Genomic DNA, 25,130 nt, shown 5'->3' on the forward strand with positions numbered 1-25,130 from the left:
CCATCGCCACCTTGGTATCCGACCGCAGCATCACCACCTGACGGGCGCCATGAGCAGGACAAGCACGGCCCACGCGCTATCACGCACCAACTCGTTAGCGTCCACCTCCCGTGAGGAGCGTCGACACAAGGACGCGCAGCCCCGTTCAGGGGCTGGTCCGTTCTGCGCTGCTCGTCCGAGACGGACGTGGGCAGCACGTTCATATGCGCCCTAGCGGTCGAAATGATTGTCAGCCCGCCGTTTCCGTGAGGTGTTGCTGGAACAACCTGGTCCAGGGTTTGGTGCTCGGTGTCCCGCCGGTTGAGCGGGATGCGGACCGGATGGGATCGCCGCCTCTGTGGATGTCGATGAGGGTGAGCGGCAGTTTCAGGGCGCGGACGGTCTTGCCGGGCCCCCGCGACTGGTCAGCGTGCCGCCGAGACGAATGAGCACGCACACGAAGGCCGCGGTGGCGGCTCGGAGGACGCAGGGCAACAGCCAAGGACCGAGCGCTTGTTTGTGCGCGTGGGACAGTCACAGCCTGATCCGTACTTGATGTGCTGCTACATCTCAAGGCGTCTCTTCGAAAGCGTCCGCGAAGAACGCTGTCGCGTCGGGGAATCGGTGTGGTCGTCGGGCCTGCCGGCGAAGGAATTGGCTGATCGGGGTCGTGTGGCTCTCGATCAGGGGCCGGAACCACGGTGTGGATGATCAGCAAGATGGCAGGGGAGTTCGCAGGGCGGAGCGTTTGTGTTCCCAGGAGGTGTGGATGTGGGTGGCGAGTCCGTCTTCTAGCAGAAGGGTCGCCGCGCAGCCGAAGGCGATGTCTTCCTCCAGGTCCGGTTCGTCGGTCAGGAGGCCCCCGATGACCTCGTGGCGGACGATCTGTTCGTGGACGGCGTCGGCCTCGACGTGCTCGGCGTAGAAGTGCTCGGCTGCCGGTCCCGCCCCGCATCGGCGCATCGCCTTGGCGAGGCGGCGGGAGCCGGGGGAGGAGGTAACCTCGACGCAGGCGAAGTGGCCGACGAGGGCGCCGCGCAGCGCGCGGTGCAGGCCGAACAGCGACATCAGGTTGACGGTTGCGAGGAGCGCGGCGGGCGCCCGGTCCAGGTAGCGGCCGTAGGTGGGATCGAGGCCGAGGTCTGTCATGAGGTCGGCGTAGAGACGCGCGTGGATGCGATCGGCGCGGCCGGCGCCGAACTCGTCGTACTCGATGGCGACCATCGCGGCCTTGGACCGGCCGGTAAGGCGGGGGATGACCCAGGCGTGCGGGTCCGCTTCTTTGAGGTGGTAGAGCGAGCGCAATGCGGCGTACTCGCGCAGTTGCCAGAGTTCGCCGGTCGTTTCGAGCCGGTGGCTGAGGCTGCCGGAGAGGTCGACGGGCTCGACCAGCACGGGGGCAAATGCTTTTGCTACGGTCCGAGGGCTATCAGGCAGAGCGGTCTGCAGGGCGTCCAGGAAGCGGGTCTCGAGGCGGCGGCGTAGGCGCAGCAGGTCGGGATCCCATTCGCAGTCGTCGTCGACTTCGTCGAAGCCTCGGTAGTGCAATTCGTACAAGAGATATAGCGCCAGTTGAAGATCTTCGCCCCAGGGATCGGCGTCGTTCATCATGCTCGGCGCGAACGCGGGGGAGCTACCCGTGCGCAGGGAGGTCACCACCGCTTCCGACAAGTCGCCCCGCCCTTCGACCAGTCGGGGGCTGGTGGCGGGGGGGCATGACGGGACCGGGGGCAGTCATGCGCAGCTCCTGTCGTGCTCCGTCGCCCTCTTTGAGGAGGGGGTGTGGACGTCTGGGACCTGATGATCGGGCGTGATGTCCGATGAGTGCTTTTCACGTGGTCGGTGGCTGGTGTCGCACCAGGGGTAGGTCCGGCTGCGACGACATACACAGATGGCCACCATGAACCGGTCTGAGCGGACGACCGTGCCGTCATCCAGCATGATTTCTACCGGTCCTTCGACGAGGACAGGCCCCTGCGGGTCTACAGTCACTCGTCGACATGGGGAAGTGCTTGCGCCGGTAGTACCGTCACAGGGCTTGGGCACGGATCATCACCAGCTCTTCGCGTTCTTCGCCTGCGCCTGCCAGTCCCTGGCTGTGAAGCCAGCCTCGCCTCGAGCGCAGAACTGGTCCCCACGGCACGAAGGCATTGGCTATCACCTGTGCAGGCAGGCCCGCCTGTGCCAGTCGTTTCAGTGTGCGCTCGGGCCCGCACAGTGCAGAGTGCACCATGAGCAGTACGCCCGAGGGACGCAGTAGGTCCGGGGAGCTTGCGCAGATGCGGTCGACGACGACTCGGCCGTCGGACCCGGCGTCCCAGGCGCGGGAGGGGCCGGACGCTGGCAGTCGATGGCTCGGCGAGGGGACGTAAGGGGGATTAGCCAAAACGATGTCATAGCGGCGGCCTCTAGTACGAGCTGCGAAGTCGCCGTGCAGGATATGCAGCGGTACGCGTTGGTGGGTGGCGTTCATGCGAGCAGTGATCACTGCTCGCCAGGACACGTCCACGGCAGTGACTCTCGCTCCCCTGCGCGCAGCGCAGAGCGCTACCGCACCCGTACCGGTGCCGATATCGAGCACTTCGGCAGCGAAGCGAAGATGCTCCTCTGCCAGTGCATCAGCGAGCATGTGCGTGTCGGCTTGCGGGCGATAGACACCAGGCAATGCCCACAACGGATTGAAACGACCTGGATGCTGGGGAACAGCCGTATTAGGCACAGCGGCCTCCGGGTCTCGAATGTACGGTGCGTGAGAGCTGACGCGGTCTCGCGAGATCATGGTCTGGATGGGGCAGGATCCCCGCAACAACGATAAGTCGCGGGTTGTCACGCGCGGTCGCCATCAAACGCCACGCCGGAATGCGCCGCGGTTTCAAAAACCCTGATTGCGGATCATGCCCATCGAGTACCCAATCCTCTGACTCTCTCACCCGCAAAGTGGAGCTTCGGTTGCGCTACCGGCTTCGGGAAAATCCTGTCCGGCGCCAAACGGAGAGATCTTGGACGTCGTGGCGGCCGCACCGTTTGCGGGGGAGGTGGAGGGGCACCCAGCGTACGTGCTGTCGACCGAAGGTGCGAGGCTCGACGAGGGGACGGGTAGTCGTTGAGGCCCTAGTTGGCCTGCAGTCACGTTTCCGTGTGGCGAACTCTGGCAGTTAGGGGTCCGGAATCAGCCATCCATCATGGTTTAGATATTTTGCAGGAAATTTGCTGCTTGCTGCGTGGGCCCCGGCCGTACCTGCCACGCCCACCGCTTGTTTCATTCACCTACGTTGTGGCGGCATCTGAGCAGCGGCCAAGGTGGGTTCCTGGATGCGGCGGGTACTCGGTCAGCCATCTGCACAGTTCGGTGGCAATGGTGCGGTCTCGTTAAACGTTAGCGAGCCTTTCAATTATTGAGCAGTGGTGACGGGTGGTTCTACGAGGGGTCGGAATTTGATTATCTTTGCGAACCTCTTCTCGGATCTTGCTGTAGATCTTGATGAGGAAGAGCAGTTGGTGCAATGGGCGCAGCAGGCGCCGCGCGAGGCGTGGCTCTTGAGGGTTGGCGACGTGCTGGTCAGCCCGGTTCCTGTCAGCCGCGGGTTTGTGCAGTACGTGCACGGGCTTACCGGTGTGCCGCCGGACAGAGTCACGATCATTGAGGTTCCCTGGGTAGAGGCGGTACCCCTAGCTGATGCTGTCCGAAAAGCCGGGTCCACGGAGCTCCTGGGCCTTGCCGGTCAATCGGATGCCGTGCTGTTGCCGACGGCGTTGGATGTGTCGGCGGTCGACTTCGCTCGGGAGATGGGTTTTGTCATCCGGTCCTACGCCACGGTTGAGGACGCCGCAGCCGCAGTCGAGGTGGCCAAGCGGCTGAACACGAAGTCCGGATTTCGGCAGGTGGCTGATGAGTTGGGGATACGGTTGCCAGAAGGCCGTGCGTGCCGGCGCAGTGAGGTCCCAGGAGTCGTGCGGAATGTCTTAGAGCATCACGAACGCGCAGTAGTCAAGCCTGATCGCTCTGCTGGCGGGCATGGAATGTGCTTTGTCTCGCGGCGGGAATTGGAAGCTGGGACAGCACTCGAACTGGATGCGGTAGGCGGCCCGACTGGTTCCTGGGTTGTGGAAGAGTGCGTGGACCTGTCTGCGTCTGTCAGTGTGCAGCTGGAGAATCTCGCTTCGGGTACCCGTGTTCTGTTCAGCGGAACTATGCGGGTGCAACTGGGTTCCTTTACTGGATATCTTTCGCCGCTTACGTCGCCTGTTTTGCACGCGGTGGAGGAGTTGGAGCGATGGGGGCTTCAGTTAGGCGCTTACCTTGCCGAGCACGGCTATATGGGGCCATTTGGTCTGGATGCGCTGGTCAGTACAGGAGGCACTGTTTATGCGAGTGAGAGTAATGTCCGCCGGACTGCCACCACGACTCCGCACGAGATGGTTTCTCGGCTGACGGCAGGCACGGCCCTAACACAACCTGCCTGGTCCATGGGCACGGGACGAACAAGTGAAGCGCTCTGCTTCGACGAGGCATTGGCGCGCCTCCTGGCTCATCGCCTCGGCTTCGAGCCGGAATCCGGTGGAGGAGTTGTGTTGTATGGAGGGCCCTCCCGCGATGGCCGCAGTTGGCGATACGTAGTGATTGGTGCGAGTGCCGAGGGCGTGCGTGAGCAGGAGACTGCATTGGCAGCGGTTCTCGGATTCGTCCAGACTTGATCGCAAAAGCGTCGTCCGGCTCCTGGCATGCCTTGTAGGGTAAGTGGCCTGACAAACGGGTGTAGCCCCCGATTAATGATTTTCGACCGAGAGAACCGTATCCACCAGAGGCTTCGGGTGCCTGCATCTTGGATGCGACTTTCGGGGCTGGAGGCCCCAGAGAGCTTCAGCAGCCTCTCGCTAGGCCTCTCTCAGATGCACGTCTCCCAGCTCATTACCCGTAGCTGCCAGCAAGTGCGCAACGAAGCGCTGGGGTAATGACGTTGTCTGGCATCCAGCGCCCCATGCCTGCGGCGTTGAGCCGTCCGTCTCCTCGCCTCGAACCCATGGGTTGCTGCTTACCGGTGGGGCCTGTAGGTCACGAGTCCCGAGGTGCGAAACAAGGAGTTTTCCTGTGCTCATGCCTCTTCCCACTACCCTGCGCCAGCTCGTCACCGAATACGAAGCCCTCACCGCCGAGCATGGTGCTTCCTCGAGCCAGCGGCTCGCAGACCTCGCCTACACGCTGTGTGTATCAACTGGCACCCGAGAAATCACTGACGCTCTCACCGTCGCTCAGTCATACCTGGCAGAGTCGGCTGTCGGTTGCGGATCCGTCGCGGGGCCAGTCCTGCAGCGTCGGACAGTTCCCGCTGGTCCGCCACCATCCGCGGTCCCCTCGTGCCCCGAGGACGGGGAGAGGCTGCCTGACGGCCTGCGCCCTGCAGCCGGTCTCATCGTGTAACCCCGCTGCTGGGGGCGGCGAATCGTTCAGCTCCTTCGGCCGCTTGCCAGGCTGATTGGTACAAAGGAAGGCTGGGCCGGTTCGGCAGGGGCGAAGCGCAAGGCTTTGGTGATTCCTGCGGCGGTTGCTTATGTAGGGCGATCGCTGTTTGAGCGGCAGGTAGCTTCATCCCGCCCAGGGGTGGTCCGCCCCTGGATACCGTCTTGTCGGCAAACCTGACGCGCCAGAGCTTCACCGCACGCACCGGGCGAATCGTTTAGGGCTGCACGTCCGATCGCCCGGGCCCAACGGCTCGGCGCCGTCTGAGGTGATTATTCCCCGCGTGCACAGTTCCCCGATGACGCGGGACAGCATCAGTCCCTGTGCGCACGTCAGGTCCCAAGATGTGTCCTCGGCGGATTCGACGGCCACGAAGGAGAAGATTTTCGCCTCCCAGCTCCCTGTATCAGGGGGTGTACCGTCGCTATATCGTCACGGGACGGGGCCCTCGAGATGCGGCAATCAGGTGAATGCGCCGCCTGCCGGGCGGGACCTCGCCGCTGCAGCACCGGCGCTCTCGATGTGAAAGCCTACAGACTGGGCGCTGCAACCAGCTTCCGCTGCGGTACCGGGGGTCCGATCTGCCGCACGCGTCCTGGTTGTCGCAAGAGAGCAGCCACCGCAAAGCCGTGCGAGACAGTTCGGCGGAGTGCCCGGACCGGCGGCCAGCCCAGCCACCAGGGCCAGAACAGTCACCATGGCCAGGCCGGTCATGGCGGCCAGGCCGGCAAGGGTGGCGGTCAACACCAGGGCGGTCGTCACTGACGTCGACCGTGCCCGTCCCGGCTCCAAACACCATCTGATCGTCGACCGCCATGGCACCCCGCTCGCTGTCACGCTCACTGGCGGGAACCGCCACGACGTCACCCAGCTCCTGCCACTGCTGGACGCAGTCCCAGCGATTCGAGGTCTACGAGGCCGTCCCCGCCGCAAGCCCCGGCGCCTGTACGCCGATCGGGGCCACGACTTCGACAAGTACCGCCGTCTGCTGTGGAAGCGCGGCATCAAGCCGATGATTGCCCGACGCGGCGTCGCGCACGGCTCCGGGCTGGGCAAGGTGCGCTGGGTGGCCGAGCGCGCCTTCGCCTGGCTGCACCAGTTCAAGCGGCTCCGCATCCGCTACGAACGACGCGCGGATCTCCACCAGGGCCTGCTCGAACTGGCCTGCAGCCTCATATGTCTTCGCCGCCGCACTCAGGTGAGGTCGAAGGTGACGCTCGCGGAGCCGTCCCAGTCAGGTGCCTCCGTGAGCGTGAGGGTTCCATCCCCTGCCTCGACGACTCGTACCATGATCCCTCCGCGGTCCTCGCCGGGAAACGCAATGGAGAAGTGGGGATCCATCTCCATGAGGAAGTCCCAGCCCTCGCGTTGGGTCGTGTCAAGGGCGTTGGCATGCCGACCGGTTGCCCACCACTGGCCGACCGCGTCGACAGCAACGGTGATGTCGATGTCGTACATCTCAAGGCAAGTCGACTGATTGGCCCACCATTAGAGGCGGCCCTGACCCACGAATTGATCCATGAGCACACTATGCACGGTGCCTAGGCTGGCCGGGCAAGCCTGTACGGCTGCATGGCCGTCGTGGGTCAGGCCGCGAGACGGACCTGTATGAGGAAGACCTGATAAGGCCTCGCCGCAGCCGACGGCGCCCTATACGCCTTCGCTGCCTTGCGACCTCATTCTGAAACGATCAGTTAGTAGGACTCCGTTAGGTCTTTCTTGATCTTGTTGTCGTGCGGGCTTTGGTGGGGAGGGGTTGCCGGCAGCTGGTGCAGATCCCGGTCCAGCACCTCAGGGTGTCTTGGAGAGCGTCGAGGATCTGGTAGAGGGTGATGCTGGGTGCGGTGCTTTTGGGGCGAGGCGCTGTTCGGTGAGGAAGGCTTGGGCGGCGGTCACGAGGGTGACGTGGTGGTGCCAGCCGGGCCAGGAGCGGCCTTCGGAGTGGTCCGGGCCCAGGCCGTGCTTGAGCTCGCGGTACCCGTACCTGCGCACCGCCCTGGAGAAACGGCAGGTCGGCTACGTACTCGCCGTAGCCCGTGACCACCAGATCATCACCCGCGCGGGCACGTTCCGCGCCGAAGCCCTGATCAGGAAGCTGCCGCGGAGAGCCTGGCAGAAACTCTCCGCCGGCGCCGGAGCCAAGGGGCACCGCTTCTACGACTGGGCCCTCGTCGACCTCGCCGACGACCGGCCTGGCCACCACCAGTTGCTCGTCCGCCGCAGCCGACACACGGGAGAACTCGCCTTCTACCGCTGCTACTCAGCCGCCCCGGCGCCGCTGTCCACCCTGGTGCGCGTCGCCGGCCGTAGATGGACCGTCGAGGAGACCTTCCAGTCCGGCAAGGGGTTGATCAGACGTTGGACGTCCTGGCACCGCTAGGTCACCCTCGCGATGCTCGCCCACGCCTTCCTCACCGTCGTGCGCGCCGACGAACACGCGGTACCCGAATCCGGACGGACTGATACCCCTTACCTGCAAGGAGATCCAGCGCCTGTTCATCGCGCTCGTCGTCCGGCCCGTCCGCGGCACGGTTCACTGGCTTGATTGGTTCCACTGGCGACGCCGCCACCAGGCCCGATCCCAGGCCAGCCACTACCAGCGGCAAGCCGCCCAGACATGAAGATCGCGATCTACAACTGGAGTAGTAGGCATGGTTTTGCTCAGGGTGAGGGAGGCATGCGGACGTCTTGTATCTGCTTCATGACCGAGGGGTGCACGGTGGCGTCGGTGCTGTGAATGCTGGAGGAGGCGGCAGGCAGCTGCCCGGGTACGGGTGGAGGGCCTGCGGGAGGAAGCCGCGTGGTTGGCTGAGGTGTTGGAGGCCGCGGAGATCGAGCTGGATCGGCGGGTGATCGCGCGGGAGGAACTGGTCGAGGCCCTGGCCTTGTCCGCCTCGGAGACGACTGCCGTGACCGAGGCGGAGCAGGAAACGGTGCCCTCACCGGTACCGGGGTCGGTGGTGCCGCCTGGCGGGACGGGCTGCCGGTGACCGTGCTCGCGCCCGACTACCAGCGGATTGGCCGATTCCCGGGGAGGGGACGGAGCGGAAGGCGGTCTGGGTCGAGCTGGTGTCCCTCTGACTGCCGCTGGCGCAACGATTCGCGGGCCGTTTCCGCAACCGCGACGAGGACGACCACGGTCATCACGCGAACCGTGTTCTGCGGAGAGGAAACTCCCATGATTCCTCCCGCGGAGAGCCGCGCGCGGTACCGGCGCGGTCCGCGGACACCCGTGCTTGCCGCCTAGGTAGTAACGGGCTGGCGCGGCAAGCGGTCCGGCCGCTCCATCGCACCCGTGTCGGCGAGCACCAGCCCGGGGACACACGTCCGCCCGCTTTCCGCTCAGGCTGCCGGAGATGGTCGTTCACTCGGCTTCACCAATACACGGGCTCATCACAGCGAGAGACTGCCCGCCTAGGGGTACACGGAGGTCATGAACGCCGAAACGCTGAACGTGGTGGCCGCCGCTCCGTATGGCGGCGCGCTGTGGTTGATGGTGGCGGGTATCGCTGTTGTCGTTGTCCTGCTCATCGGGTTCTTCATCGGCACCCGGCACTCTGCCCGACGCCGCGTGTCGACGCCTTCGCCGCAAACCGCTCAGGCACGCCGCGATCTGGCAGACCCCGCACAACGCGGCGAAGGATGGAGCACACCGGAGGACGACCCTGAACAAGGGCATCCTCACCGCTGACGCACTGCACCCACGCGCGCACACAGTCCTGGGCAGCTCGACCAGACCCCGCTACAGCCGCCCCTCCCCCCTTCCACGGATGGTCCCCGGGGTGCGAATCGTGACGGGCCCCACCACAGCCGGAGCCGATGCGGTCGCTCGGGCAGGTCGAGTATCTCCGGGAACCCAACACTCTCGCCAGGTTGCTGATCCATCACCCCACCAGGAAGACGATGAGACCAGCCATCGTGCCGTAAGTCTCGTTTTATGCGCCCAGCCCTGCTGTCGACGATCCTTGGCGGCAAGCGCGGAGATATGGAGGGCCCCGCAGGGGACGGCGAACCTTCTTCTCGGACTCGGGTAGCTGCATCTTGTGGTGCAGGCAGGGCGAGCGGCTCTGTGCGCTGACGACGGTATGAGCTGGGTGCGGAGGCGGGGAACTTCGAGCGGGCCTGCACTCGTCGACGACCTCGCCATAGTCCGACTAGCCCGCGAGTGAGGCGGGCGAAAGCGGAGACACGCAAGGTAGCGGATGCCGCTGCCACAAGGTCGTTCGCCGGACGGGCAGCGTCTTTAGTGCGTACAGACGTGGGTCTGGGCGGCGGCGCCGCTCCACCTTGGAGGTTTTCCCGTGTCTGTTTCTGCTTCGTCCGATCCGCTCGCCGAATTGTCCGCCGCGGGGGTGTCGGTGTGGCTGGACGACCTTTCCCGCGAGCTGCTGGCCGGCGGGGAGCTGAAGGAGCTGATCGCCGACAAGCACGTGGTCGGGGTCACCACCAATCCCACGATCTTTGCCTCGGCGCTTTCCAAGGGCGATCGCTACAACGACCAGCTGGCGCGCCTCGGTGCTCAGGGGGCGCAGGTCGACGACGCGGTCTTCGTGTTGACCACCGATGACGTGCGCGAGGGCTGTCGTGCATTCCGGGAGGTGTACCGGAGCAGCGGCGGGGTGGACGGGCGTGTCTCGATCGAGGTCGACCCGCGGCTTGCCCGTGATGCCCGGGCCACGACCAGGCAGGCGGTCACGCTGTGGGAGACGGTGGCCGAGCCGAACCTGTTCGTGAAGGTTCCGGCGACCCGGGAGGGACTGACGGCGATCACTGCCGCCATCGCCCGGGGCATCAGCGTCAACGTCACGCTGATCTTCTCCCTGGACCGGTACCGGGAGGTGATGGACGCCTACCAGGCCGGTCTGGAGCAGGCCCTGGAGGCGGGGCTCGACCTGTCGGGCATCCATTCGGTCGCCTCGTTCTTCGTCTCGCGCGTCGATACCGAGGTCGACCGCCGCCTCGACGCCCTGGACAGCCCGCACGCCCAGGCACTCAAGGGCAAGGCCGCGGTCGCCAACGCCCGGCTGGCGTACCAGGCGTACGAGCGGGTGGTGGCCGAGCCGCGCTGGCAGCGCCTAGCTGCTGCCGGGGCCAACGTGCAGCGACCTCTGTGGGCGTCCACCGGCGTGAAGAATCCGGACTACCCGGACACGATGTACGTCAGCGACCTGGTCATCGCGGGCACGGTCAACACTATGCCTGCCACCACGCTGACCGCGTTTGCCGACCACGGCACTGTGCCCGCCCACACGCTGAGCGTCGAGGACTACGCCGCAGCGGCATCCCACCTGGCGTCGTTGAAGGATGCAGGCGTTGACTTCGCAGACGTGACCGACGCCCTGGAGCGCGAGGGGCTGAAGAAGTTCGAGGCCAGTTGGGCGGAGCTCGGGGCTTCGGTGGACGACGAAATGCGCTCCGGCACCGGTCCGGAGGCCGGGTCCGGGGACGGTGGTTCCGAAAGCGCCAGCCTGCTCGCGGTCTACCTCAACGATCATTACACGGGTGCGACCGGTGGCCTGGAGCTCTTTCAGCGGGCCGCCGGGGCCAAGAAGGGTGAGGACGAAGAAGCAGTCCTGACGGACCTGGCCCGTCAGGTCGAGAAGGACCGCGACGCGCTGGCCCAGATCATGGCCGACCTGGACGTGTCTGCCGACCGGACCAAGGCCGCTCTGGGCTGGGTTGCAGAGAAGGTCGGCCGCCTGAAGACCAACGGCCACCTCTTCTCCCGCTCCCCGCTCAGCGACGTCCTGGAAGCAGAAGCGATGCTCCTGGGTGTCCAGGGGAAGGCAGCGTGCTGGCGCACCCTACGCGCCCTGGCCGAAACGGACCGGCGCTTGGACGCGGCGAAACTGGACACCCTGGTGGAACGGGCCGAACGCCAGAGCACGGCCCTGGAGGAGCTGCGGGCCGCGGCAGCCACCCGAGCGCTCGACCCCTCTGCCGCCCCACGCGCTGATTGATTCGGTCGTGGGCACCGTCCAGCGGCCGCGAGGACCCTCACCTGCCCCTTAGCAGGTGAGGGTCCAGGCGCCCACCTGCTCCGAGGCGCAGATCGCCCTGGAGACGCCCGCGAACTGCTGACTGCTGAGGGCCTGGCGGTGCGGGCGGTGTCGATGCCGTGCCGGGAATGTTCGCCGCCCAGCCTCAGGACTACCGGGACGACGTCCTGCCGCCGGCCGTGCGCGTCCGGGTCAGCGTCGAGGCTGCGGTCGGCAAGGGCTGGCGGGACGTCGCCGGAGACGCGGGACGCATCGTCAGCCTGGAGCACTACGGCGCCTCCGCCGACTACCAGCGCCTCTACACCGAGTTCGGCATCACCCCCGAGTCGGTGGCCGCCGCCGCTCGCGACAGCATCCACGACACGATCCAGACCCTGCGTCCATCAGCAGACCGCAGACCCCACTGAGGGCGGCACCGGCGACCGTCCCTAACTTTCTCGGTGCGGAGTACTAGGCAGAGGACTGGCAGGGAAGCCGATACAGGACCTCGTTGATCGGGCCAGGGCTTGCGCTGTCGCCGCGCAGAGCAGCCTCAGCGGGGAGGAGCCCTCGCCAGCGGACCGCACCGTCAGCTGCCCCCGGACAAACCCCGTCGAGCGCACTGTCTGGGTCAGGATTCCTTATCGGGGTGGGCATCGTCGCCTTCATCGACGAGACCGCGCTCCATCAGCCCTGTGGTCGACCCACGGTAATAGGGCAGCGGTCGCCTGCCGGACCACCGCCGCCGACGGGTCGTCAAGAGCAGGAGTACCAGCGCCGTTGCCTCAGTCCTCGGTGACCCCGTGTCCACGTGCCCCACGAGGCAGTCCTCGAGACCTTCGCACGCGTACTCGGAGGCGACACGGACCAACTGGGCGCCGTGGGCGGCCTGCTGGCAGCAGACCGCACGGGCACGCCGTAACCCGGCAGATCCCGCGCACACTGCGGCGGCCACACCGCCGCCACGATCAAGGCGGCGCGGATCCACAGTCGGTGTCACGATGCTCATGGATGCCCTGCCACGCACTGCACAGCAACGGGGCGTCCCCACGCCGTGCGCGGCCGCCTCCCCCTCGAGCAGGCCGCGCACGGCGCCCCCGTACTGAGCCCTGCCTGCAGCGAGGACCACGATGAAGCGCCAGCCCTCGATGCCCTTGCCCGCTATCACGAGCTCGACGAGCTGGGATTCGCGCCCCCTGGCTACAAACAGGCTCGTGGCGCGGACCCGCGAGCGCGAGCGGTACTCGGGGACGCCGTTTGCTTCGGCGACGTCCTCGCCAATGGCGGTCTGGACGACCGGCTGGCACGGGACGGTGTTCTGGAGCGGGCCGAGGGCCTCATGGCCGAGTCACGCCGAACACACGTTTGTCTTCACCTGTGGCAGTGCCCTCTCGATCAAGGCCGCCATGCTTGTGGTGATCTGCACCGGCAGCCGGCTCCGAGACAGCGGAGGAGCGGCATCCCGTCGCGAGGGCGGGAGCGTGAGATGCACCGAGTACCCCTCTTCCTCGTCAGCAACGCAGGGCTTCGCCCGAAGCAGAGGTTCACCCGACGGGTGGACTCTCCGGGCGCAAGGCTGCCCGCCCCCGTAGCGACGTGGCTGCCGTCACGCAGTTGCCTCTGCCCCGCGGCACAGCACAGAGCTCCCTGGCCGTGCGGGCGCCCCTTTCTTCGTCATGCAGGAGCACGAGCGCCCCCGGCCCGCCAACCCCGGTTACGCACAACTCCGGCGAGCCCGAGACTGCCGGACCCGAACCAGCCCCCGCCCCACCAGCAGCCCCCGTTGTCACCAAAACCCTCGCTCATGCGTTGGCGCTCCCGGTTCTCCTGTGCTGCGGTCGAAGTAAGGACCGTGTACGACGGGGAACCCGCCCGTTTATGCAGCAGAGGGAGTGAGGAACCGTGGATGTGGACCGGGAGGCGGGTGGGCGGGAGATGCTCGCAGGCCTGCTGAACGCCAGCCATCTGATGCCCCTCGACGCGCTGCCGGAGAAGGCCCGCGAGCACGCCCGGGCCGCGGGTTTCACCGACCTGCTCATCTACGTGGCGGATCTGGAGCGCATGGGATTGCACCTGCTGACCGACCCGAACGGAGCCCGGCAGGGCGCGGCAGAAGTCATCCGGATCGAGGGCACCACCCCCGGGCGGGCGTATCAGTACGGCTGGCTCGCCTCCACTTCCGTGAACGAGGCGGCAGACATCGATTGGTGGCTTCCCATTGTGGACGGCACCGAACGCCTGGGCGTGCTGCGCCTGCGCTCTGTGTACGACGACGCCCGTGCCCGCGAGGACGCCGACCGCCTCGCCGCGCTCCTGGCACTGCTGATCGTCGCCAAACGGACGTCCAGCGACACGCTGGCCCGGCTGATGCGGACCGAGCCGCTGACCATCGGGGCCGAGATGGCGTGGAACCTGATGCCGCCGAGTACATATGCGGACGGGCGAGTGGTGATCTCGGCGTCGCTGGAGCCGGCGTACCGGATCAGCGGCGACGTGTATGAGTACGCCCTCGACGGTCCTCTGGTGCACCTGACGGTTTTCGATGCGATGGGCCACGACAGCGCAGCGGGGCTGTGTGGAGCCCTGGCCCTGGGGGCCTGCCGTCAGGCCCGCCGCGGGGGCCAGGGCCTTGCCGCCAAGGGCGAGGCCGTGGAAGCTGCCCTGATCGAGCAGTACGGCCAGCGCCGCTATGTCACCGGCGTCCTCGCCACTCTTGATACGCGCACCGGTGTGCTGAGCTGGGTCAACCGTGGCCACCACCCGCCCGTGGTCATCCGCGGAAACCGCTGGAGCAGCCATCTGCGGTGCCCGCCGGCCCATCCGATGGGCACCGACCTGGGGCTGCCCAGCACTGTCTGCTTCGAACAGCTGGAACCGGGCGACCGCATCGTCCTCTACACCGACGGCATCACTGAGGCCCGCGGCGCCGACGACAGCGAGTTCGGTATCGAACGCTTCACGGACTTCCTCATCCGCCAGGCCGCAGACGGCCTGCCCGTGCCCGAAACCCTGCGCCGCCTCATCCGGGCCGTCCTCGACTACCACGACGGCCACCTCCAGGACGATGCCACCGTACTGATGTGTGAATGGCTGGGCCCCGTCGTCGATGACACGGAACCGGCGGCGGCCCTGACCGGACTGCTGCCGAGCGATTCACCTGCGGCCACCCCAGCCGTCACCACGAAGAACGGGAGCAGCCAGGGATGATCTCCGTCCTGCCCATCGATACGGCCGCCACCCGTGGCCGGCCCTCCGCCCTCAAAGTCACCGGGGACATGGGCCTGGCCACCGCCTCCGTCCTGGAGCACGCCGTGAACGAGGTCCTCACCGACCGCACTGTGATCCTGGACCTCACCGACGTCACGTTCTGCGACTCCTCGGGCCTCAACACCCTCCTGCGCCTGCGCCGCCGTGCCCAGGACGTCGGCGGCCGGCTCATCCTGGCCGCACCGCCCCGGCAGATGATGCGTCTGCTCACCATCACTGGCGCCGCAACCGTGTTCGCCATCTACACCACTCTGGCCGAAGCCTTGCAGGCCCCTCCCGCTCCGGGTGCCCCGCCCACGTCCTGACTGCCCGTGCGGACATTTTGGGCACGGCGGCACGAGCCCTCCGGCAGCTGTCGCGATGAGGACAATGCGGTGACATATGCCGGGGCTGCTGACACGGGCGGGGGAAGAGCCGAATGTCGGCCGGGCGGATTCAGCGTCAGACGTGACCGGCCCGGTCGGCCAGGCGATAATCGGGGCCATGGATCACAGCTCCTCTCGTTCCCCGGTGCCAAACGCGTTCGAGCTGCTCCGCGAGCAGTACGCCAAGCGACTGCCCGCACGCCTCCAGGATCTGACGGGCCCCGCCCGCGGCTCGGTCGACCTGCCCCTGCATGTGGCCTGGTCAGGACGCCGTTCTTACGACCTGGAGCAGCCGCGCTCGCGGATGGGCCTCTACCGAACGGTCCTGGCCGAAGGGCAGTGCCAGGACTTGGTCGCCTTCCTGAACCGGGAGCTGTTGCTGAGGCAGTGGCCGGTGCTGCGCACCCTGATCAGTCGGCCGTTGCGGGAAGCCTGGGAAGCTGCCTTCCCTGAGCTGGCCGCCGGCCGGAGCGTGCACGCCGCGTGAACCTGACCGACCTGCATCGTCGGCTCCTTGCCGATGTGCTCGCGATCGGCACTCCGTATCCCTTGGTGATCACAGGAGGCCATGCCGTTCAGGCACACGGTCTGGTCGACCGCCTCAGCCAGGACCTCGACGTAGCCACCGAAAGTCCCGCCTCGATCGCCGAGATCGTCGCCGTGGTCAGCGAGGGCTTGGTCACTCGTGGCTGGAGCGTCCGCCAGATCGAGACCGGCGCCCTGTCTGGTCGTCTCATCGCAACCGACCCGCAGTCGGGGGAGGAATGCGAGGTGGACGTCCTCAAAGAGGCATTCTGGAGTCCGCCCGAGCAGACCGAATACGGACCGGTGCTGGCCTTCGACGACGTGATCGGCACCAAGGTCCGCGCCCTCGCGGACCGCGGCGCCGTTCGCGACCTCATCGACGTCCACGCTGCCTCCCGGCACCGCACCACCGCCGACCTCGAAACGCTCGGCCGCCGCCACGCACGTTTCGAGTTCAGCCTCCAGGACCTGCGTGACCGCCTCAACGGCGCGGAATGGTGGGACGACAAGGACTTCACCGACTACGGCCTCAACCCCGGTCAACTGGCAGACCTGCGCGCCTGGGCCCTCGCCTGGGCAGCCGATCTTGACGCCCGCCTCTACGCCGAGGACAATCCGGGCGAGCTGTGAGAGCCCAGGGAAATCACTCTCGGTGGAGGAGCTGCGGACCGGGCTTCGCCTCGCCATGGGTACTTCGTCTCGAACACGGTGGCCTCGTCGATGCCGACCGCCGACGTCGACGCAGTCGGCTGTCTTACGAGGTCGGTAGATATGATTGCCAGTCGATCAGCGTGCGTCCGCAGACCGCTGGTCCGCATGGGCATCCGGCCGCACAGGTTGTTGAAGCCCGTCAGGGAACCCGTCACCGACATGCTTCGAGATCGAGCCAGCGCGCGTTGCAAGAGGCTCGTCGTCGAGGACGAAGCCGGGCGTCACGCATGCCAGGGCCTGGTCGGAGCGCGGTCAGACCTCGAGCGTGTGCGCGCGACGCGGCCCTGGTACAGCAGTCATGCGTGCCGATGGCCGGGCAGTCCGGTCCGGTCACCAGGGAGTGTGACTGCCTGGCTCACCGATTCGGAAACGCGACCGACAACGGGACGCGGCAGCCTCGCTACCCGCCGGACGAGGAGTGGGCCGTGGTCCGCCCGCTACTTCCGGTGCCGGGCTGGATGCGTGGCAGGGGCGGCTGGCCGGAGGGGCACAGAATATCGGTTCGGCTACGCGGCGGCGGGGTGGAGGACGACGTCGGCCGTAATGCGTTTGCCGTCCAGTGTCTGCTCCACGGTGACGGTGCGGGAGAGGGCGGTGACGATCTCAAGGCCGTGCTGTCCGACGCGGGTGGGATCCGGGGCCTTGGCGGTCGGCGCCACGGGGTTGCTGTCGTGGATTTCGACCCGCAACAGGGGGCCGGCTGCGCGCAGGTGCAATCGCGCCGGCCCGGGAGCGTGCTTGCGGGCGTTGGTGACGAGTTCGCTGACGATCAGCTGGACGATCTGTACCGTGGCCGTGGTTACCGCGATGCCGCCGGCTGCCACCGTGGTGAGAAAGGTGGCAGCGAGATGACGGGCATGCGCGACACGGGAGCCGTCGGCCTCCAGCGTGAGCTTGGCGGCACTGCCAGCGCTCGTGGCTGAGTCGTCCATACGCGCCCGCTTCCGTTTCTCGCTCGGTTTCCCTGTAGGCACCGCGTACCCCGGCTGGGCACGTTACCCGTGGTTCACACACGCACAGGGGGCTCTCGTAGAAACGTGTGCTTCGAGCGGTCCCTGTACGGGAGTTGTGCTGAATGCAATGGAGTATGGAAGGGCAGGTGGCAGTCATGCAGGACACACTCGAGCAGCCCATCCCGCTGTCGATCACCCAGACCACCACCGCTGGTATCCGGATCCTGGTCGTGGGCGGAGAGATCGACCACGATAACGCCGACCAGCTCCGCCAGGCCCTCCATGTCGATGCCGACGCACCGGCGCGGTTCGTGCTCGATCTCAGCGCGGTGACCTTCATGGACTCCACCGCCATCAGCATCCTGGTCGTCGCGAACAACACCGCGGGGGAGGCCGGCGGCTGGTTGCGGCTGGCGGCCATGTCCGAGTCGGTGCAGCGGGTCGTGGAGATCGTCCGCCTCGACACGGTCCTCACCTGCTACCTGACGCTCAGTCAGGCCCTCGCCGACTGAGCACAGCTGAGAGACCGGAGTCAGGGAGGAGCCCGGGCCCTCAGTGCGCACAGCGGCAGTGCTGGGTACCTGCGTGCGTGATCTGATCAACGACTACCGGGGGCGACAGACACGCCGAGCCCCTCATTTCCCGGACGGCAGGCGGGGTGGTCCCTGCCCCGGACGGGGGCAACCACCCCGCCAGCAACTGCCCGTTCCCCCGGCACGTTGCACGGGGCTGCTGCAGGTCACGGACGTGGTCGGGGCAGCGCGGTGAGTCCGGCATCCCTCTCTGGACTTCCGTATCCACTGGCAGGAAGAAAAGAAGAAGGAAAGTGGAGGACGCGAGAGTACAGAGAGGGATCGGACCCGTCCGGCCTGTTTTCGGTGGCGCGTCGGCCGGCGACCTCCGCACTCCGGACGAGCCGGGGCCGCCAGACCCGACTGCTCCGCGTTACGGGCGGGTGAGATCGGCTCATTACCTCCTGCTCGCCGGACGATCCGAAACGACCAACGAACCTTCCTCGGCGTGTCGCTTGCCGGACTGCGGGCAAGCCGCCTGCTCCCTGCTGCCCAGGCGCCGCGTCAGGAACGAGGGACGACTACGATCTGTCTCTTTGATGAAGATGCTGACTGTCAGTCGAACATGCCCGCGTAGGGGTCTGGTTCGCCAGTCATCGGGTCCAGGCCCGCGTGGAAGCGGCGTTCCTGCTCCTCGTGATGGACGAAGGTACCCACTCGTCCCCACAGCGAGAGATCGCTCAGCGGGCACGCGTCGAATTCAGCAGTCATGAGGCGCCGTAGAAACTCGGCCATACCGCAGTCGAACAGGGCCCAGTGCGGGTTACCGTGCCTTCTCCAGACGACCACAGGCCACTGGTCGGGGTTCGGCCCGGTCATCAGCCAACCGAGTTCGTTTGCGTTGCATCCGCTGCCCCAGGGCAACACTCGATCAGCACCCAGTTCAACCCCGGGTGCTCCGCCCTCCGTGGTCCACAGCTCGCGGAAGCCGGCTGTGTGACCGGCGATCGATGCCTGCCAACCGTTCCCGGTCGGCAGAGGCGGGAGGACGATCAGGTCATCGATGCAGCCGCCACCGTAGACAGCCATGAAGTCGCGGTAGTCGGCAGGGAGAGGACTGCTCAGGTGGGCTTCAACTGCCGTCCAGTCCACTTGTTCGTCCGCACCCCATTCGTGGTGCAGGATCTGCTGCAGCGCCTCTATTTCGGTTCGGCTGTCCACCTGTCCACCTGTCCTCCTGGCTCCTCGTGCTGGTGCACGATATCCGGCCGAACATCGGCACGTGGGGTCGGAGTCGTTAGTGTCTTGTCCACATGAGGATGGCTGCGAGGTGGAGTGCGGCCTGGTAAGCGATGGCGAGTTTGTCTGTCCGCAGTGCCAGACCACGCCACTGCTTGAGCCGGTTGATGCATCGTGCGACTGCGTTGCGCTGCTTGTACGCCTCGGTGTCGAAGGCCGGCGGGCGACCGCCTGCGCGACCTCGCCGCAGACGATGACCAACCTGACCGGACGGCTGCGGAATGACGGCACGGATCCCGCGCCGGCGTAGCTGCCTACGGATCGCACGGGACGAATATGCGCGATCCGCCAGAACGACCTCTGGGCGGGTTCTCGGTCTCCCGCGTCCGTTCCGCGGAACGCGGATGCTGGCCATCACGGCCTCGAAGACCGGTGCATCGCCCGCTTGGCCGCCGGTGATGCGGAAGGCCAAAGGACGTGCAAGGCTGTCACTGGCGAGATGAATCTTCGTGCTCAAGCCACCGCGAGAGCGTCCGAGCCCGTGATCGTCTGGTTCCGCGCGGTTCGAAGCCCCCTTTTCCGCGCTCCAGCGGCGTGCTGATGGGCCCGGCAGACGGTGGAGTCCACCGACACGGTCCAGCCGATGTCGTCACTCTCATCGGCCCCTGCCAGAACTGCGGCGAGGATTCGTTCCCAGGTGCCGTCCACGGCCCACCTGATCAGTCGCTTGTGAGCGGTCTGGAACGATCCGAGCTCGTCCGGCAGATCGCGCCAGGGCGAGCAGGTGCGGTACTTCCACGCGATGGCCTCCAAGGTGCGACGGTGATCGGCCCATCGCCGCCCGCGGACCGGATCGGCCGGCATCAGCGGCTCGATCCGGACCCACATCGCATCAGTGATCACTAATCGGACAGATACATCCGATCAACTGACCAGCCCATCAAAGAGACACGCCCTAGTGCTGGATTCCTCTTTGGCTGGGTATATGTCCTGGTGGCGGGGTAGTTGCGGGTGCTCGGGGCGGGTGCTGGGCGATGGTGTTATGGGCACGGCCGGAACATGACGAGGATGAGCGGGCTGTGGTTCGCCGCCTGTCGCGGGCGCGGAAGGCGCCGCGGGATGTGGTGATGCGAGCCCGGATGATCGAGCTGAGTTGGTCGGGGCTGCGGGTGCCGGCGATCGCTGTGGAGCTGGGCTGCAGCCAGAAGACAGTCCGCTGCCGGCTGCACCGCTTCAACCGCTCGGGCTTGCAGGGGCTGGAGGATCTGGGTGGGCAGGGCCGCAAGCGGCGGATCACCGAGCAGGAACGCTCCCGGGTCATCTCGCTGGTCAAGACTGTGCCGCCGGGGCGGCTGCGGTGGGAGCCCGTCGGGGAACTGTGGGCCTTCGACGAGTCCGGGCCGGCCGAGTGGACGCTGGATTCTCTGGCCGCGGCAGCACGGGCGGAAGGGATCGAGGTGGGCCGCTCGCAGGTACGGCGCATCCTGCTCGCCGAGGGGGTGCGGTGGCGCCGCACCCGGTCGTGGATGCGGTCGAAGGACCTGGACTTCGTCCCAAAAGGACAAGGACCATCGGCCTCTACACCCGCCCGCCCGACGACGTGACGGTGATCTGCGCCGACGAGCTGGGGCCGGTGATCCCGCGAACGTTCCCGCCCGCACCCGGCTGGTCACCCGACGGGCACCGGATCAAAGCGGAGCTCGACTACAGCCGCGGACCGGAGAAGACCTGGGTCTACGGCGGCCTACGGCCGGCCGACGGCCAAGCCCTCACCATGACCGCGTCCTCCCGCAACAGCGTCTTCTACCAGCAGTTCCTGCAACAGGTCGAGGACGCCAACCCGACCGGCCAGATCTGGATCGTCACCGACAACCTGTCCTCCCACAACAGCCTGTCCACCCGGACCTGGCTCGAGGACCACCCCCGCATCCACCACGCGTTCATCCCCGTCGGAGCCTGCTGGCTCAACCTCCGAGAAGGCTGGTGGCGCATCTTCCGCAAAGCCGCCCTCGCCGGCCGGTCCTTCGCCGACCCCGACGACATCGCCTACGCCACCACCCTCGCGACCAGCCAACTCAACTCCCGCGCAAAGCCATGGATTTGGGGCAGACCCGCACCCCCAACCCGACGACTACGACGCCGGTATATGTACAGAGTTTGAGGAATCCAGCACTAGCGAGCCTGTGCGCAGCGGAGCCGGACCGAGCCCCCTTATCGACGGCTCGTGCCGCCTGACGCCATTCGGCCGGGGCACCCTGCCAACTCCACGCGCCTCGGCCATGCGCAGTCCGTCCGTTGTGCTTCGTGCCGCACCACGCCGCGAGCTCCGACCGGTGGTGAGCCGGGCCCCGGGGTCGGCCCAGGAACCGGGGCCCGACTTGCGCGCCTCGGTGGAGACGAATCTGGCGCTGCCCTTCCCAACGAGGTGATGGATCACCACGTCACGGCCGGGAGGGGATAATCCTGGATATGAAGTCCCCCTCCCACCAGGCTCGCTCCTCTACATGGCGGGCGGGCTGTCGGGTCTGTGCGTGACGGGGATAGGTGCCGGTACGGGATTCCTGGTGTATGCGTGGTGGGGCCTGGGCGTCGGGCTGGTCCTGGGCGTTGGTCTGTTCCTCGTGATCGTGAAAACCACGGTCCTGCTGTGCAGCCTGCACACGCGGGAGACCCTACGCAGCCTCACGCAGGGCGACGCGGAGGGGGAGGCGACCGCGCACATGATCCTGCACGCGGTCACCCTCTACGAGGCTGCGGTGTTCCCGCTCCGACCCGGCGGCGTCAGCGAGGACGAGCGGGAGCTTCGGCGCGCCATCGCGTACCGGTTCGCGGCCCGTGGCGGGCTACCCCAGCGGGTGAGAGCGGCAGCAGCCGAAGCACAGGGACCATCGAACGGAGCCGGGACGTGAAGCAGGCGCAGGCGGCGGTCTGGACCCTGAACGAAGCGGTCCGCGACTGCCGCCCCGGCTTCATCCATCTCCACGATGACCAAACTCAGCAGGATGCTGGCCACTCGGACATCGTGCGAGAGCTCATCGACGGATCCGGCGGGTATTTGCAGGGCAAGGACAACATGCCGCCAGGGGATCAAGCGTGGTGGAAGGACCACCGGAGCCGAGTGGAGCGCGTGCCGCGGGAAGTCGACGGCTGAGGGGCGATGGTCAGAGGCGGCGACAGTTGCGCTAAACGACGCAGCCCTGCTCCGGTCCCGAAGACAGCCGGCGGACAGATGAGCCACCAAACCGACGGCGGCGTGCGTGGTCGGCGAGGCGGGCGGACATCCCGGCCCGCCGTCCACGTGCGCGGTGACAGACGTACGTCCTGCGTTCACAGCGAGAGTCGCAGCTCATCGTGACGCTGGTGATGGTGAGCGCGCAGGCGTCACTGGGTGGTGAGCATGCCTTCGCGGAGCTTGGCGAGGGTGCGGTTGAGGAGGCGGGAGACGTGCATCTGGGAGATGCCGAGGTGTTCGCCGATCTGGGCCTGGGTGAGTTCGTCGACGAACCGCATGTGGATGATGCGGCGTTCGCGGTCGTCGAGCTGGGCGATCAGGGGGGCGAGGGCGTGGAAGTCTTCGACGAGTTCGAGGGCGTGGTCGTCGGTGCCGATGAAGTCGGCGAGTGCGGCTTCTCCGTCGCTGGTGGCGTCGAGGGAGGAGGAGGTGTAGCCGTTGGCGGCGAGTCGTGCTTCGTCGACCTCGTCCTCGCTGAGGCTCATCAGCTGGGAGAGTTCTTTGACGGTGGGCATGCGGCCGAGCCGGCTGCGGAGTTCCTCGGTGGCCTTGGCCAGCTGGACGCGTGCTTCCTGCAGGCGGCGTGGGACGTGGACCGCCCAGGTGGTGTCGCGGAAGAAGCGCTTGATCTCACCGACGATGTACGGCACGGCGAAAGACGTGAACTCCACCTCGCGGGTGAGCTCGAACCGGTCGATGGCCTTGATCAGTCCGATCGTGCCGACCTGGACGATGTCCTCCATCTCGTCGCTGCTGCGGCTGCGGAAGCGGGAGGCCGCGTACTGGACGAGGGTGATGTTCATCTCGATGAGGGTGTCGCGCACGTACTGGTACTCGCCTGTGCCTTCTTCGAGGACGGCGAGCTGGTCGAAGAACAGCTTCGACAGCTGCCGGGCGTCCTTGGGGGAGACCTTGGAAGGGTCGGCAATCTCGGGCAGCACCACGGTTCGTGCCTCTGCCGTCTCCGTCACCATCATGTCTGGCCCCTCCTGTGTGATCCAGTCTCCAGCCGCCGGCCCCATGCACCGCGGCGACAGACGGTGTACCCGGGTTCGAAAAATGCATGCCAGGTAATTTTAGAGCGGACCCAGTGCTGGGCCTGGGCAGGGGCCAACTCTGTATGCCGGCCTCTCATCGAGTTATCGAGCTCCTGTCGCGGACGGCTCACCACAGCCCTTTGGCGACGGCGATCGCAACGTCGTCGTGGTACTTGCCGGCGCTGCGCAGGAGGTGGCCCGCGATCACGCCGGGGGAGTGCTCGAGGAGGCCGGGAAGCGCCTGGGCGTTCCATCGTTCGCTCAGACCGTCGGAATGCATGACCAGCGCGCTGCCTGCGGGCAGCATGCTGGTGACGGTGCGCAGAGTGCGAATCTGGTGTCCGGCGACACCCGGCACCGAGGGCAGGCTGCTCCTGGACGTTGCTGTCACGACTACGGCGGCTATGTTGCCCACTCCGCAGAACAGCACTCGCCCCTGGCCAGGCTCGATGCGTGACACGGCGACCGCGGCGCCGCGCGTGGCGGCCAGCGCATGGTGGATGTCCGTCATGACCTCTTCGGGTGCTCCGGCCGTGCTCGTGTGGAAGGCGTCGATCGCGGCCTGCGCGGCCCTCCAGGCCACAGGGCCGTGGCCCAGCCCGTCGCAGAGCATGACCAGCACAGCCCGCCGGGCACCGGGGCCGACCGCGGGCCTGTCGTGCCCGGGCCCGGTCGGTTCCAGGGCACGGCCATGGACGTCCGCCGGTGTGTGGCGCGGCGTGGATGCTGCGGTGCTGTCCCAGCGCGTCGCCCAGCCGTCCCCGCACTCCTGTCCGCCACTGATGGTCCTGGTCACGCCCTCGACCACGGATTTTGTCCGTGCGCCGCTGGAGTCCGTGGGGAGCGGCGGAGTGCTTCGCGGCCAGAACCGGGCCAGCATCACGGTCCCTTGTCCGGGTACGGAGTGCAGATCGAAAGTGTCTGCGAGCCGGGCGATCACGCCCAGGCCGACGCCCATGGTGCCGACGCTTGAGTAGCCGTCGCGCATCGCGGTGGACACGTCCGCGATTCCCGGTCCGTCGTCAAGAGCCAGGAATTCGATCCCGGCGCGCTGCGCGGTCCGTACGACCCGCAGCAGGATCGCCCCGGCGACAGCGTGCTTGGTCAGGTTGGAGGCGGCTTCGGACATCGCCAGGGTGATCTCGCCGCTCCGGTGCCGGTCCAGCCCGATCCGTTCGGCCAGCCGGGAAGCAGCCAGCCGGGTACCGGTGAGGTCGTCGCGGAACCACGCCACATCCTCGCTCTCCAGCAGCAGACCGCTCACGGCGTGCACCCGGCGGTGCGCTGCGCGCCGGTGAAACCGTTCACTCTGATGCGGCTTGCGTTCATCGCTAACTCCAAAGTGCAAGGCGTACCGGTGGAAACCCGTCGGTTCCGCTGGCGACCGTATGCCCCGAGGGGAGACGTCGATCGCGTTCGACAGCCGGGATCGGCAACCCGTCGGTGAGTGGTCCGCAGTGCCTTGCCGACGCGGGCAGCCCTCCTGGCTGTAGGCCTTCGGTCCTGACGAGAGGGTGTCCGGCGGCCGGCTGGAAGAGCCAGAAGGCTGGCTGCTTCGCGTTCCCTGTCCCCCCTTGGACGGTCATCTGGCCGCATGCCTGCGACGCCGGACGGTGGCCTGCGTCCGTCTGCGGGAGGACGCCGGATCTTCAGCGCAGTGGCGTGTAACAGGATGAGTGACGAATACTTCCCTCTCGCGTGCCGCAAAATCTATGCTCGCTGGAGTAGACATTGGCTGATCGTCTGGCTATGGTTTCTCTCGTAGCAGAGATCGAGTAAGGCCCGGCAGACACGAACTGCCAGGCAGCACCGTGTACTTGCGGTGCGTTGGACGGTGCGGTGGTGGAGTTTCGGAGCCAGCGTTGTTGCAGGAC

Annotated in this window: 24 protein-coding genes and 4 pseudogenes; 18 read left to right on the forward strand and 10 right to left on the reverse strand. The window is 66.9% G+C overall.

The window, feature by feature from the left end; all coding sequences use genetic code 11:
* Positions 1 to 690: 690 nt before the first annotated feature.
* From ACFVTC_RS41875 to ACFVTC_RS41885, 3 genes are all read right to left on the reverse strand, one after another.
* Entirely contained in the window at positions 691 to 1,650 is a 960-nt protein-coding gene (locus ACFVTC_RS41875; protein WP_390134970.1) for an iron-containing redox enzyme family protein, read from the reverse strand.
* 63 nt (positions 1,651 to 1,713) lie between these two features.
* On the reverse strand, positions 1,714 to 1,920 hold the full coding sequence (locus ACFVTC_RS41880) for a CDGSH iron-sulfur domain-containing protein (RefSeq protein ID WP_390134972.1): 207 nt from the start codon (positions 1,918 to 1,920) through the stop codon (positions 1,714 to 1,716).
* Between the two features lie 88 nt (positions 1,921 to 2,008).
* Entirely contained in the window at positions 2,009 to 2,758 is a 750-nt protein-coding gene (locus ACFVTC_RS41885) for a HemK2/MTQ2 family protein methyltransferase (RefSeq protein ID WP_390134974.1), read from the reverse strand.
* A 656-nt stretch (positions 2,759 to 3,414) separates the two neighbouring features.
* Here ACFVTC_RS41885 and ACFVTC_RS41890 point away from each other — a divergent pair.
* From ACFVTC_RS41890 to ACFVTC_RS41900, 3 genes and pseudogenes are all read left to right on the forward strand, one after another.
* A complete protein-coding gene (locus tag ACFVTC_RS41890; protein WP_390134976.1) occupies positions 3,415 to 4,674 on the forward strand; it encodes a peptide ligase PGM1-related protein in 1,260 nt (419 codons plus the stop codon).
* Positions 4,675 to 5,074: 400 nt separating this feature from the next.
* Complete coding sequence (locus tag ACFVTC_RS41895; RefSeq protein ID WP_390134978.1) at positions 5,075 to 5,398, forward strand: DUF5133 domain-containing protein; 324 nt, start codon at positions 5,075 to 5,077, stop codon at positions 5,396 to 5,398.
* Positions 5,399 to 6,206: 808 nt separating this feature from the next.
* Positions 6,207 to 6,626 (forward strand): annotated as a pseudogene (locus ACFVTC_RS41900) (IS5 family transposase); the annotation flags it as partial.
* Between the two features lie 5 nt (positions 6,627 to 6,631).
* Here the strand turns inward: ACFVTC_RS41900 and ACFVTC_RS41905 are convergent.
* Entirely contained in the window at positions 6,632 to 6,895 is a 264-nt protein-coding gene (locus ACFVTC_RS41905) for a hypothetical protein (protein WP_390135015.1), read from the reverse strand.
* 333 nt (positions 6,896 to 7,228) lie between these two features.
* Positions 7,229 to 7,420, reverse strand: a pseudogene (locus tag ACFVTC_RS41910) (IS701 family transposase); the annotation flags it as partial.
* On the opposite strand from ACFVTC_RS41910, the pseudogene ACFVTC_RS41915 reads away from it, so the two are divergent.
* The 10 genes and pseudogenes from ACFVTC_RS41915 to ACFVTC_RS41960 all read left to right on the forward strand — a co-directional run.
* A pseudogene (locus ACFVTC_RS41915) lies at positions 7,416 to 8,058 on the forward strand (IS701 family transposase); the annotation flags it as partial. The pseudogenes ACFVTC_RS41910 and ACFVTC_RS41915 overlap by 5 nt on opposite strands.
* A 183-nt stretch (positions 8,059 to 8,241) precedes the next feature.
* Positions 8,242 to 8,427, forward strand: a complete 186-nt coding sequence (locus ACFVTC_RS41920) for a hypothetical protein (RefSeq protein WP_390134980.1) — start codon at positions 8,242 to 8,244, stop codon at positions 8,425 to 8,427.
* 443 nt (positions 8,428 to 8,870) lie between these two features.
* Positions 8,871 to 9,128 (forward strand): DUF6479 family protein, encoded by a 258-nt coding sequence (locus ACFVTC_RS41925; protein ID WP_390134981.1) that lies wholly within the window; start codon positions 8,871 to 8,873, stop codon positions 9,126 to 9,128.
* A 610-nt stretch (positions 9,129 to 9,738) separates the two neighbouring features.
* A complete protein-coding gene (tal, locus tag ACFVTC_RS41930; RefSeq protein WP_390134983.1) occupies positions 9,739 to 11,397 on the forward strand; it encodes a transaldolase in 1,659 nt (552 codons plus the stop codon).
* A 167-nt stretch (positions 11,398 to 11,564) separates the two neighbouring features.
* A complete protein-coding gene (locus ACFVTC_RS41935; RefSeq protein ID WP_390134985.1) occupies positions 11,565 to 11,843 on the forward strand; it encodes a hypothetical protein in 279 nt (92 codons plus the stop codon).
* Positions 11,844 to 12,517: 674 nt separating this feature from the next.
* Positions 12,518 to 12,837, forward strand: a pseudogene (locus tag ACFVTC_RS41940) (ornithine decarboxylase); the annotation flags it as partial.
* 513 nt (positions 12,838 to 13,350) lie between these two features.
* Complete coding sequence (locus ACFVTC_RS41945) at positions 13,351 to 14,622, forward strand: PP2C family protein-serine/threonine phosphatase (protein ID WP_390135009.1); 1,272 nt, start codon at positions 13,351 to 13,353, stop codon at positions 14,620 to 14,622.
* Positions 14,619 to 14,987 (forward strand): STAS domain-containing protein, encoded by a 369-nt coding sequence (locus ACFVTC_RS41950; protein WP_390134987.1) that lies wholly within the window; start codon positions 14,619 to 14,621, stop codon positions 14,985 to 14,987. The genes ACFVTC_RS41945 and ACFVTC_RS41950 overlap by 4 nt, the downstream gene beginning before the upstream one ends.
* Before the next feature lie 178 nt (positions 14,988 to 15,165).
* Entirely contained in the window at positions 15,166 to 15,534 is a 369-nt protein-coding gene (locus tag ACFVTC_RS41955) for a hypothetical protein (RefSeq protein ID WP_390134989.1), read from the forward strand.
* Positions 15,531 to 16,202, forward strand: a complete 672-nt coding sequence (locus ACFVTC_RS41960) for a nucleotidyl transferase AbiEii/AbiGii toxin family protein (RefSeq protein ID WP_390134991.1) — start codon at positions 15,531 to 15,533, stop codon at positions 16,200 to 16,202. Before ACFVTC_RS41955 ends, ACFVTC_RS41960 begins: the two co-directional genes overlap by 4 nt.
* 587 nt (positions 16,203 to 16,789) lie before the next feature.
* Here the strand turns inward: ACFVTC_RS41960 and ACFVTC_RS41965 are convergent.
* Positions 16,790 to 17,215 carry an ATP-binding protein gene (locus ACFVTC_RS41965; RefSeq protein ID WP_390134993.1) on the reverse strand — a complete coding sequence of 142 codons (426 nt, stop codon included), beginning with the start codon at positions 17,213 to 17,215 and terminating at the stop codon, positions 16,790 to 16,792.
* A 176-nt stretch (positions 17,216 to 17,391) separates the two neighbouring features.
* Between ACFVTC_RS41965 and ACFVTC_RS41970 the strand changes: the two genes are divergently transcribed.
* On the forward strand, positions 17,392 to 17,748 hold the full coding sequence (locus ACFVTC_RS41970; RefSeq protein WP_390134995.1) for an STAS domain-containing protein: 357 nt from the start codon (positions 17,392 to 17,394) through the stop codon (positions 17,746 to 17,748).
* 615 nt (positions 17,749 to 18,363) lie between these two features.
* On the opposite strand, the gene ACFVTC_RS41975 is transcribed toward ACFVTC_RS41970, so the two are convergent.
* Both ACFVTC_RS41975 and ACFVTC_RS41980 read right to left on the reverse strand, forming a co-directional pair.
* Positions 18,364 to 18,969, reverse strand: a complete 606-nt coding sequence (locus tag ACFVTC_RS41975; protein WP_390134997.1) for an SMI1/KNR4 family protein — start codon at positions 18,967 to 18,969, stop codon at positions 18,364 to 18,366.
* A 76-nt stretch (positions 18,970 to 19,045) separates the two neighbouring features.
* A protein-coding gene (locus ACFVTC_RS41980; protein WP_390135011.1) for an IS5 family transposase occupies positions 19,046 to 19,875 on the reverse strand; the annotation gives its coding sequence in 2 pieces (ribosomal slippage) (positions 19,046 to 19,536 and positions 19,536 to 19,875; 831 coding nt in all).
* 239 nt (positions 19,876 to 20,114) lie between these two features.
* Here ACFVTC_RS41980 and ACFVTC_RS41985 point away from each other — a divergent pair.
* The 4 genes from ACFVTC_RS41985 to ACFVTC_RS42000 all read left to right on the forward strand — a co-directional run bounded on the left by ACFVTC_RS41985 (position 20,115) and on the right by ACFVTC_RS42000 (position 22,138).
* Positions 20,115 to 20,591, forward strand: a complete 477-nt coding sequence (locus tag ACFVTC_RS41985) for a helix-turn-helix domain-containing protein (RefSeq protein ID WP_390134999.1) — start codon at positions 20,115 to 20,117, stop codon at positions 20,589 to 20,591.
* Positions 20,588 to 21,148 carry a transposase gene (locus tag ACFVTC_RS41990; RefSeq protein WP_390135001.1) on the forward strand — a complete coding sequence of 187 codons (561 nt, stop codon included), beginning with the start codon at positions 20,588 to 20,590 and terminating at the stop codon, positions 21,146 to 21,148. The genes ACFVTC_RS41985 and ACFVTC_RS41990 overlap by 4 nt, the downstream gene beginning before the upstream one ends.
* Positions 21,149 to 21,518: 370 nt before the next feature.
* Entirely contained in the window at positions 21,519 to 21,896 is a 378-nt protein-coding gene (locus tag ACFVTC_RS41995) for a hypothetical protein (RefSeq protein ID WP_390135003.1), read from the forward strand.
* Positions 21,893 to 22,138 (forward strand): hypothetical protein, encoded by a 246-nt coding sequence (locus ACFVTC_RS42000; protein ID WP_390135005.1) that lies wholly within the window; start codon positions 21,893 to 21,895, stop codon positions 22,136 to 22,138. The genes ACFVTC_RS41995 and ACFVTC_RS42000 overlap by 4 nt, the downstream gene beginning before the upstream one ends.
* A gap of 230 nt (positions 22,139 to 22,368) precedes the next feature.
* On the opposite strand, the gene ACFVTC_RS42005 is transcribed toward ACFVTC_RS42000, so the two are convergent.
* Both ACFVTC_RS42005 and ACFVTC_RS42010 read right to left on the reverse strand, forming a co-directional pair.
* The gene (locus tag ACFVTC_RS42005; RefSeq protein ID WP_390135013.1) at positions 22,369 to 23,193 is read right to left on the reverse strand and encodes an RNA polymerase sigma factor SigF; all 825 of its coding nucleotides are present in this window, start codon (positions 23,191 to 23,193) and stop codon (positions 22,369 to 22,371) included.
* Between the two features lie 190 nt (positions 23,194 to 23,383).
* Positions 23,384 to 24,520, reverse strand: coding sequence for an ATP-binding protein (locus ACFVTC_RS42010; RefSeq protein ID WP_390135007.1), 1,137 nt, complete (start codon positions 24,518 to 24,520; stop codon positions 23,384 to 23,386).
* Positions 24,521 to 25,130: the final 610 nt, after the last annotated feature.

This window comes from Streptomyces sp. NPDC057950 (genome assembly GCF_042887295.1).
Classification (GTDB): domain Bacteria; phylum Actinomycetota; class Actinomycetes; order Streptomycetales; family Streptomycetaceae; genus Streptomyces; species Streptomyces kaempferi.

Coding starts and splice junctions, on each gene's coding strand:
- ACFVTC_RS41955 (WP_390134989.1), top strand. CDS start 15,166: ATGGATCACAGCTCCTCTCGTTCCCCGGTGCCAAACGCGTTCGAGCTG.
- ACFVTC_RS41925 (WP_390134981.1), top strand. CDS start 8,871: ATGAACGCCGAAACGCTGAACGTGGTGGCCGCCGCTCCGTATGGCGGC.
- ACFVTC_RS41945 (WP_390135009.1), top strand. CDS start 13,351: ATGCTCGCAGGCCTGCTGAACGCCAGCCATCTGATGCCCCTCGACGCG.
- ACFVTC_RS41935 (WP_390134985.1), top strand. CDS start 11,565: ATGTTCGCCGCCCAGCCTCAGGACTACCGGGACGACGTCCTGCCGCCG.
- ACFVTC_RS41965 (WP_390134993.1), bottom strand. CDS start 17,215: ATGGACGACTCAGCCACGAGCGCTGGCAGTGCCGCCAAGCTCACGCTG.
- ACFVTC_RS41905 (WP_390135015.1), bottom strand. CDS start 6,895: ATGTACGACATCGACATCACCGTTGCTGTCGACGCGGTCGGCCAGTGG.
- ACFVTC_RS41885 (WP_390134974.1), bottom strand. CDS start 2,758: ATGATCTCGCGAGACCGCGTCAGCTCTCACGCACCGTACATTCGAGAC.
- ACFVTC_RS41950 (WP_390134987.1), top strand. CDS start 14,619: ATGATCTCCGTCCTGCCCATCGATACGGCCGCCACCCGTGGCCGGCCC.
- ACFVTC_RS41880 (WP_390134972.1), bottom strand. CDS start 1,920: ATGCTGGATGACGGCACGGTCGTCCGCTCAGACCGGTTCATGGTGGCC.
- ACFVTC_RS41895 (WP_390134978.1), top strand. CDS start 5,075: ATGCCTCTTCCCACTACCCTGCGCCAGCTCGTCACCGAATACGAAGCC.
- ACFVTC_RS42005 (WP_390135013.1), bottom strand. CDS start 23,193: ATGGTGACGGAGACGGCAGAGGCACGAACCGTGGTGCTGCCCGAGATT.
- ACFVTC_RS41985 (WP_390134999.1), top strand. CDS start 20,115: ATGCGAGCCCGGATGATCGAGCTGAGTTGGTCGGGGCTGCGGGTGCCG.
- ACFVTC_RS41970 (WP_390134995.1), top strand. CDS start 17,392: ATGCAGGACACACTCGAGCAGCCCATCCCGCTGTCGATCACCCAGACC.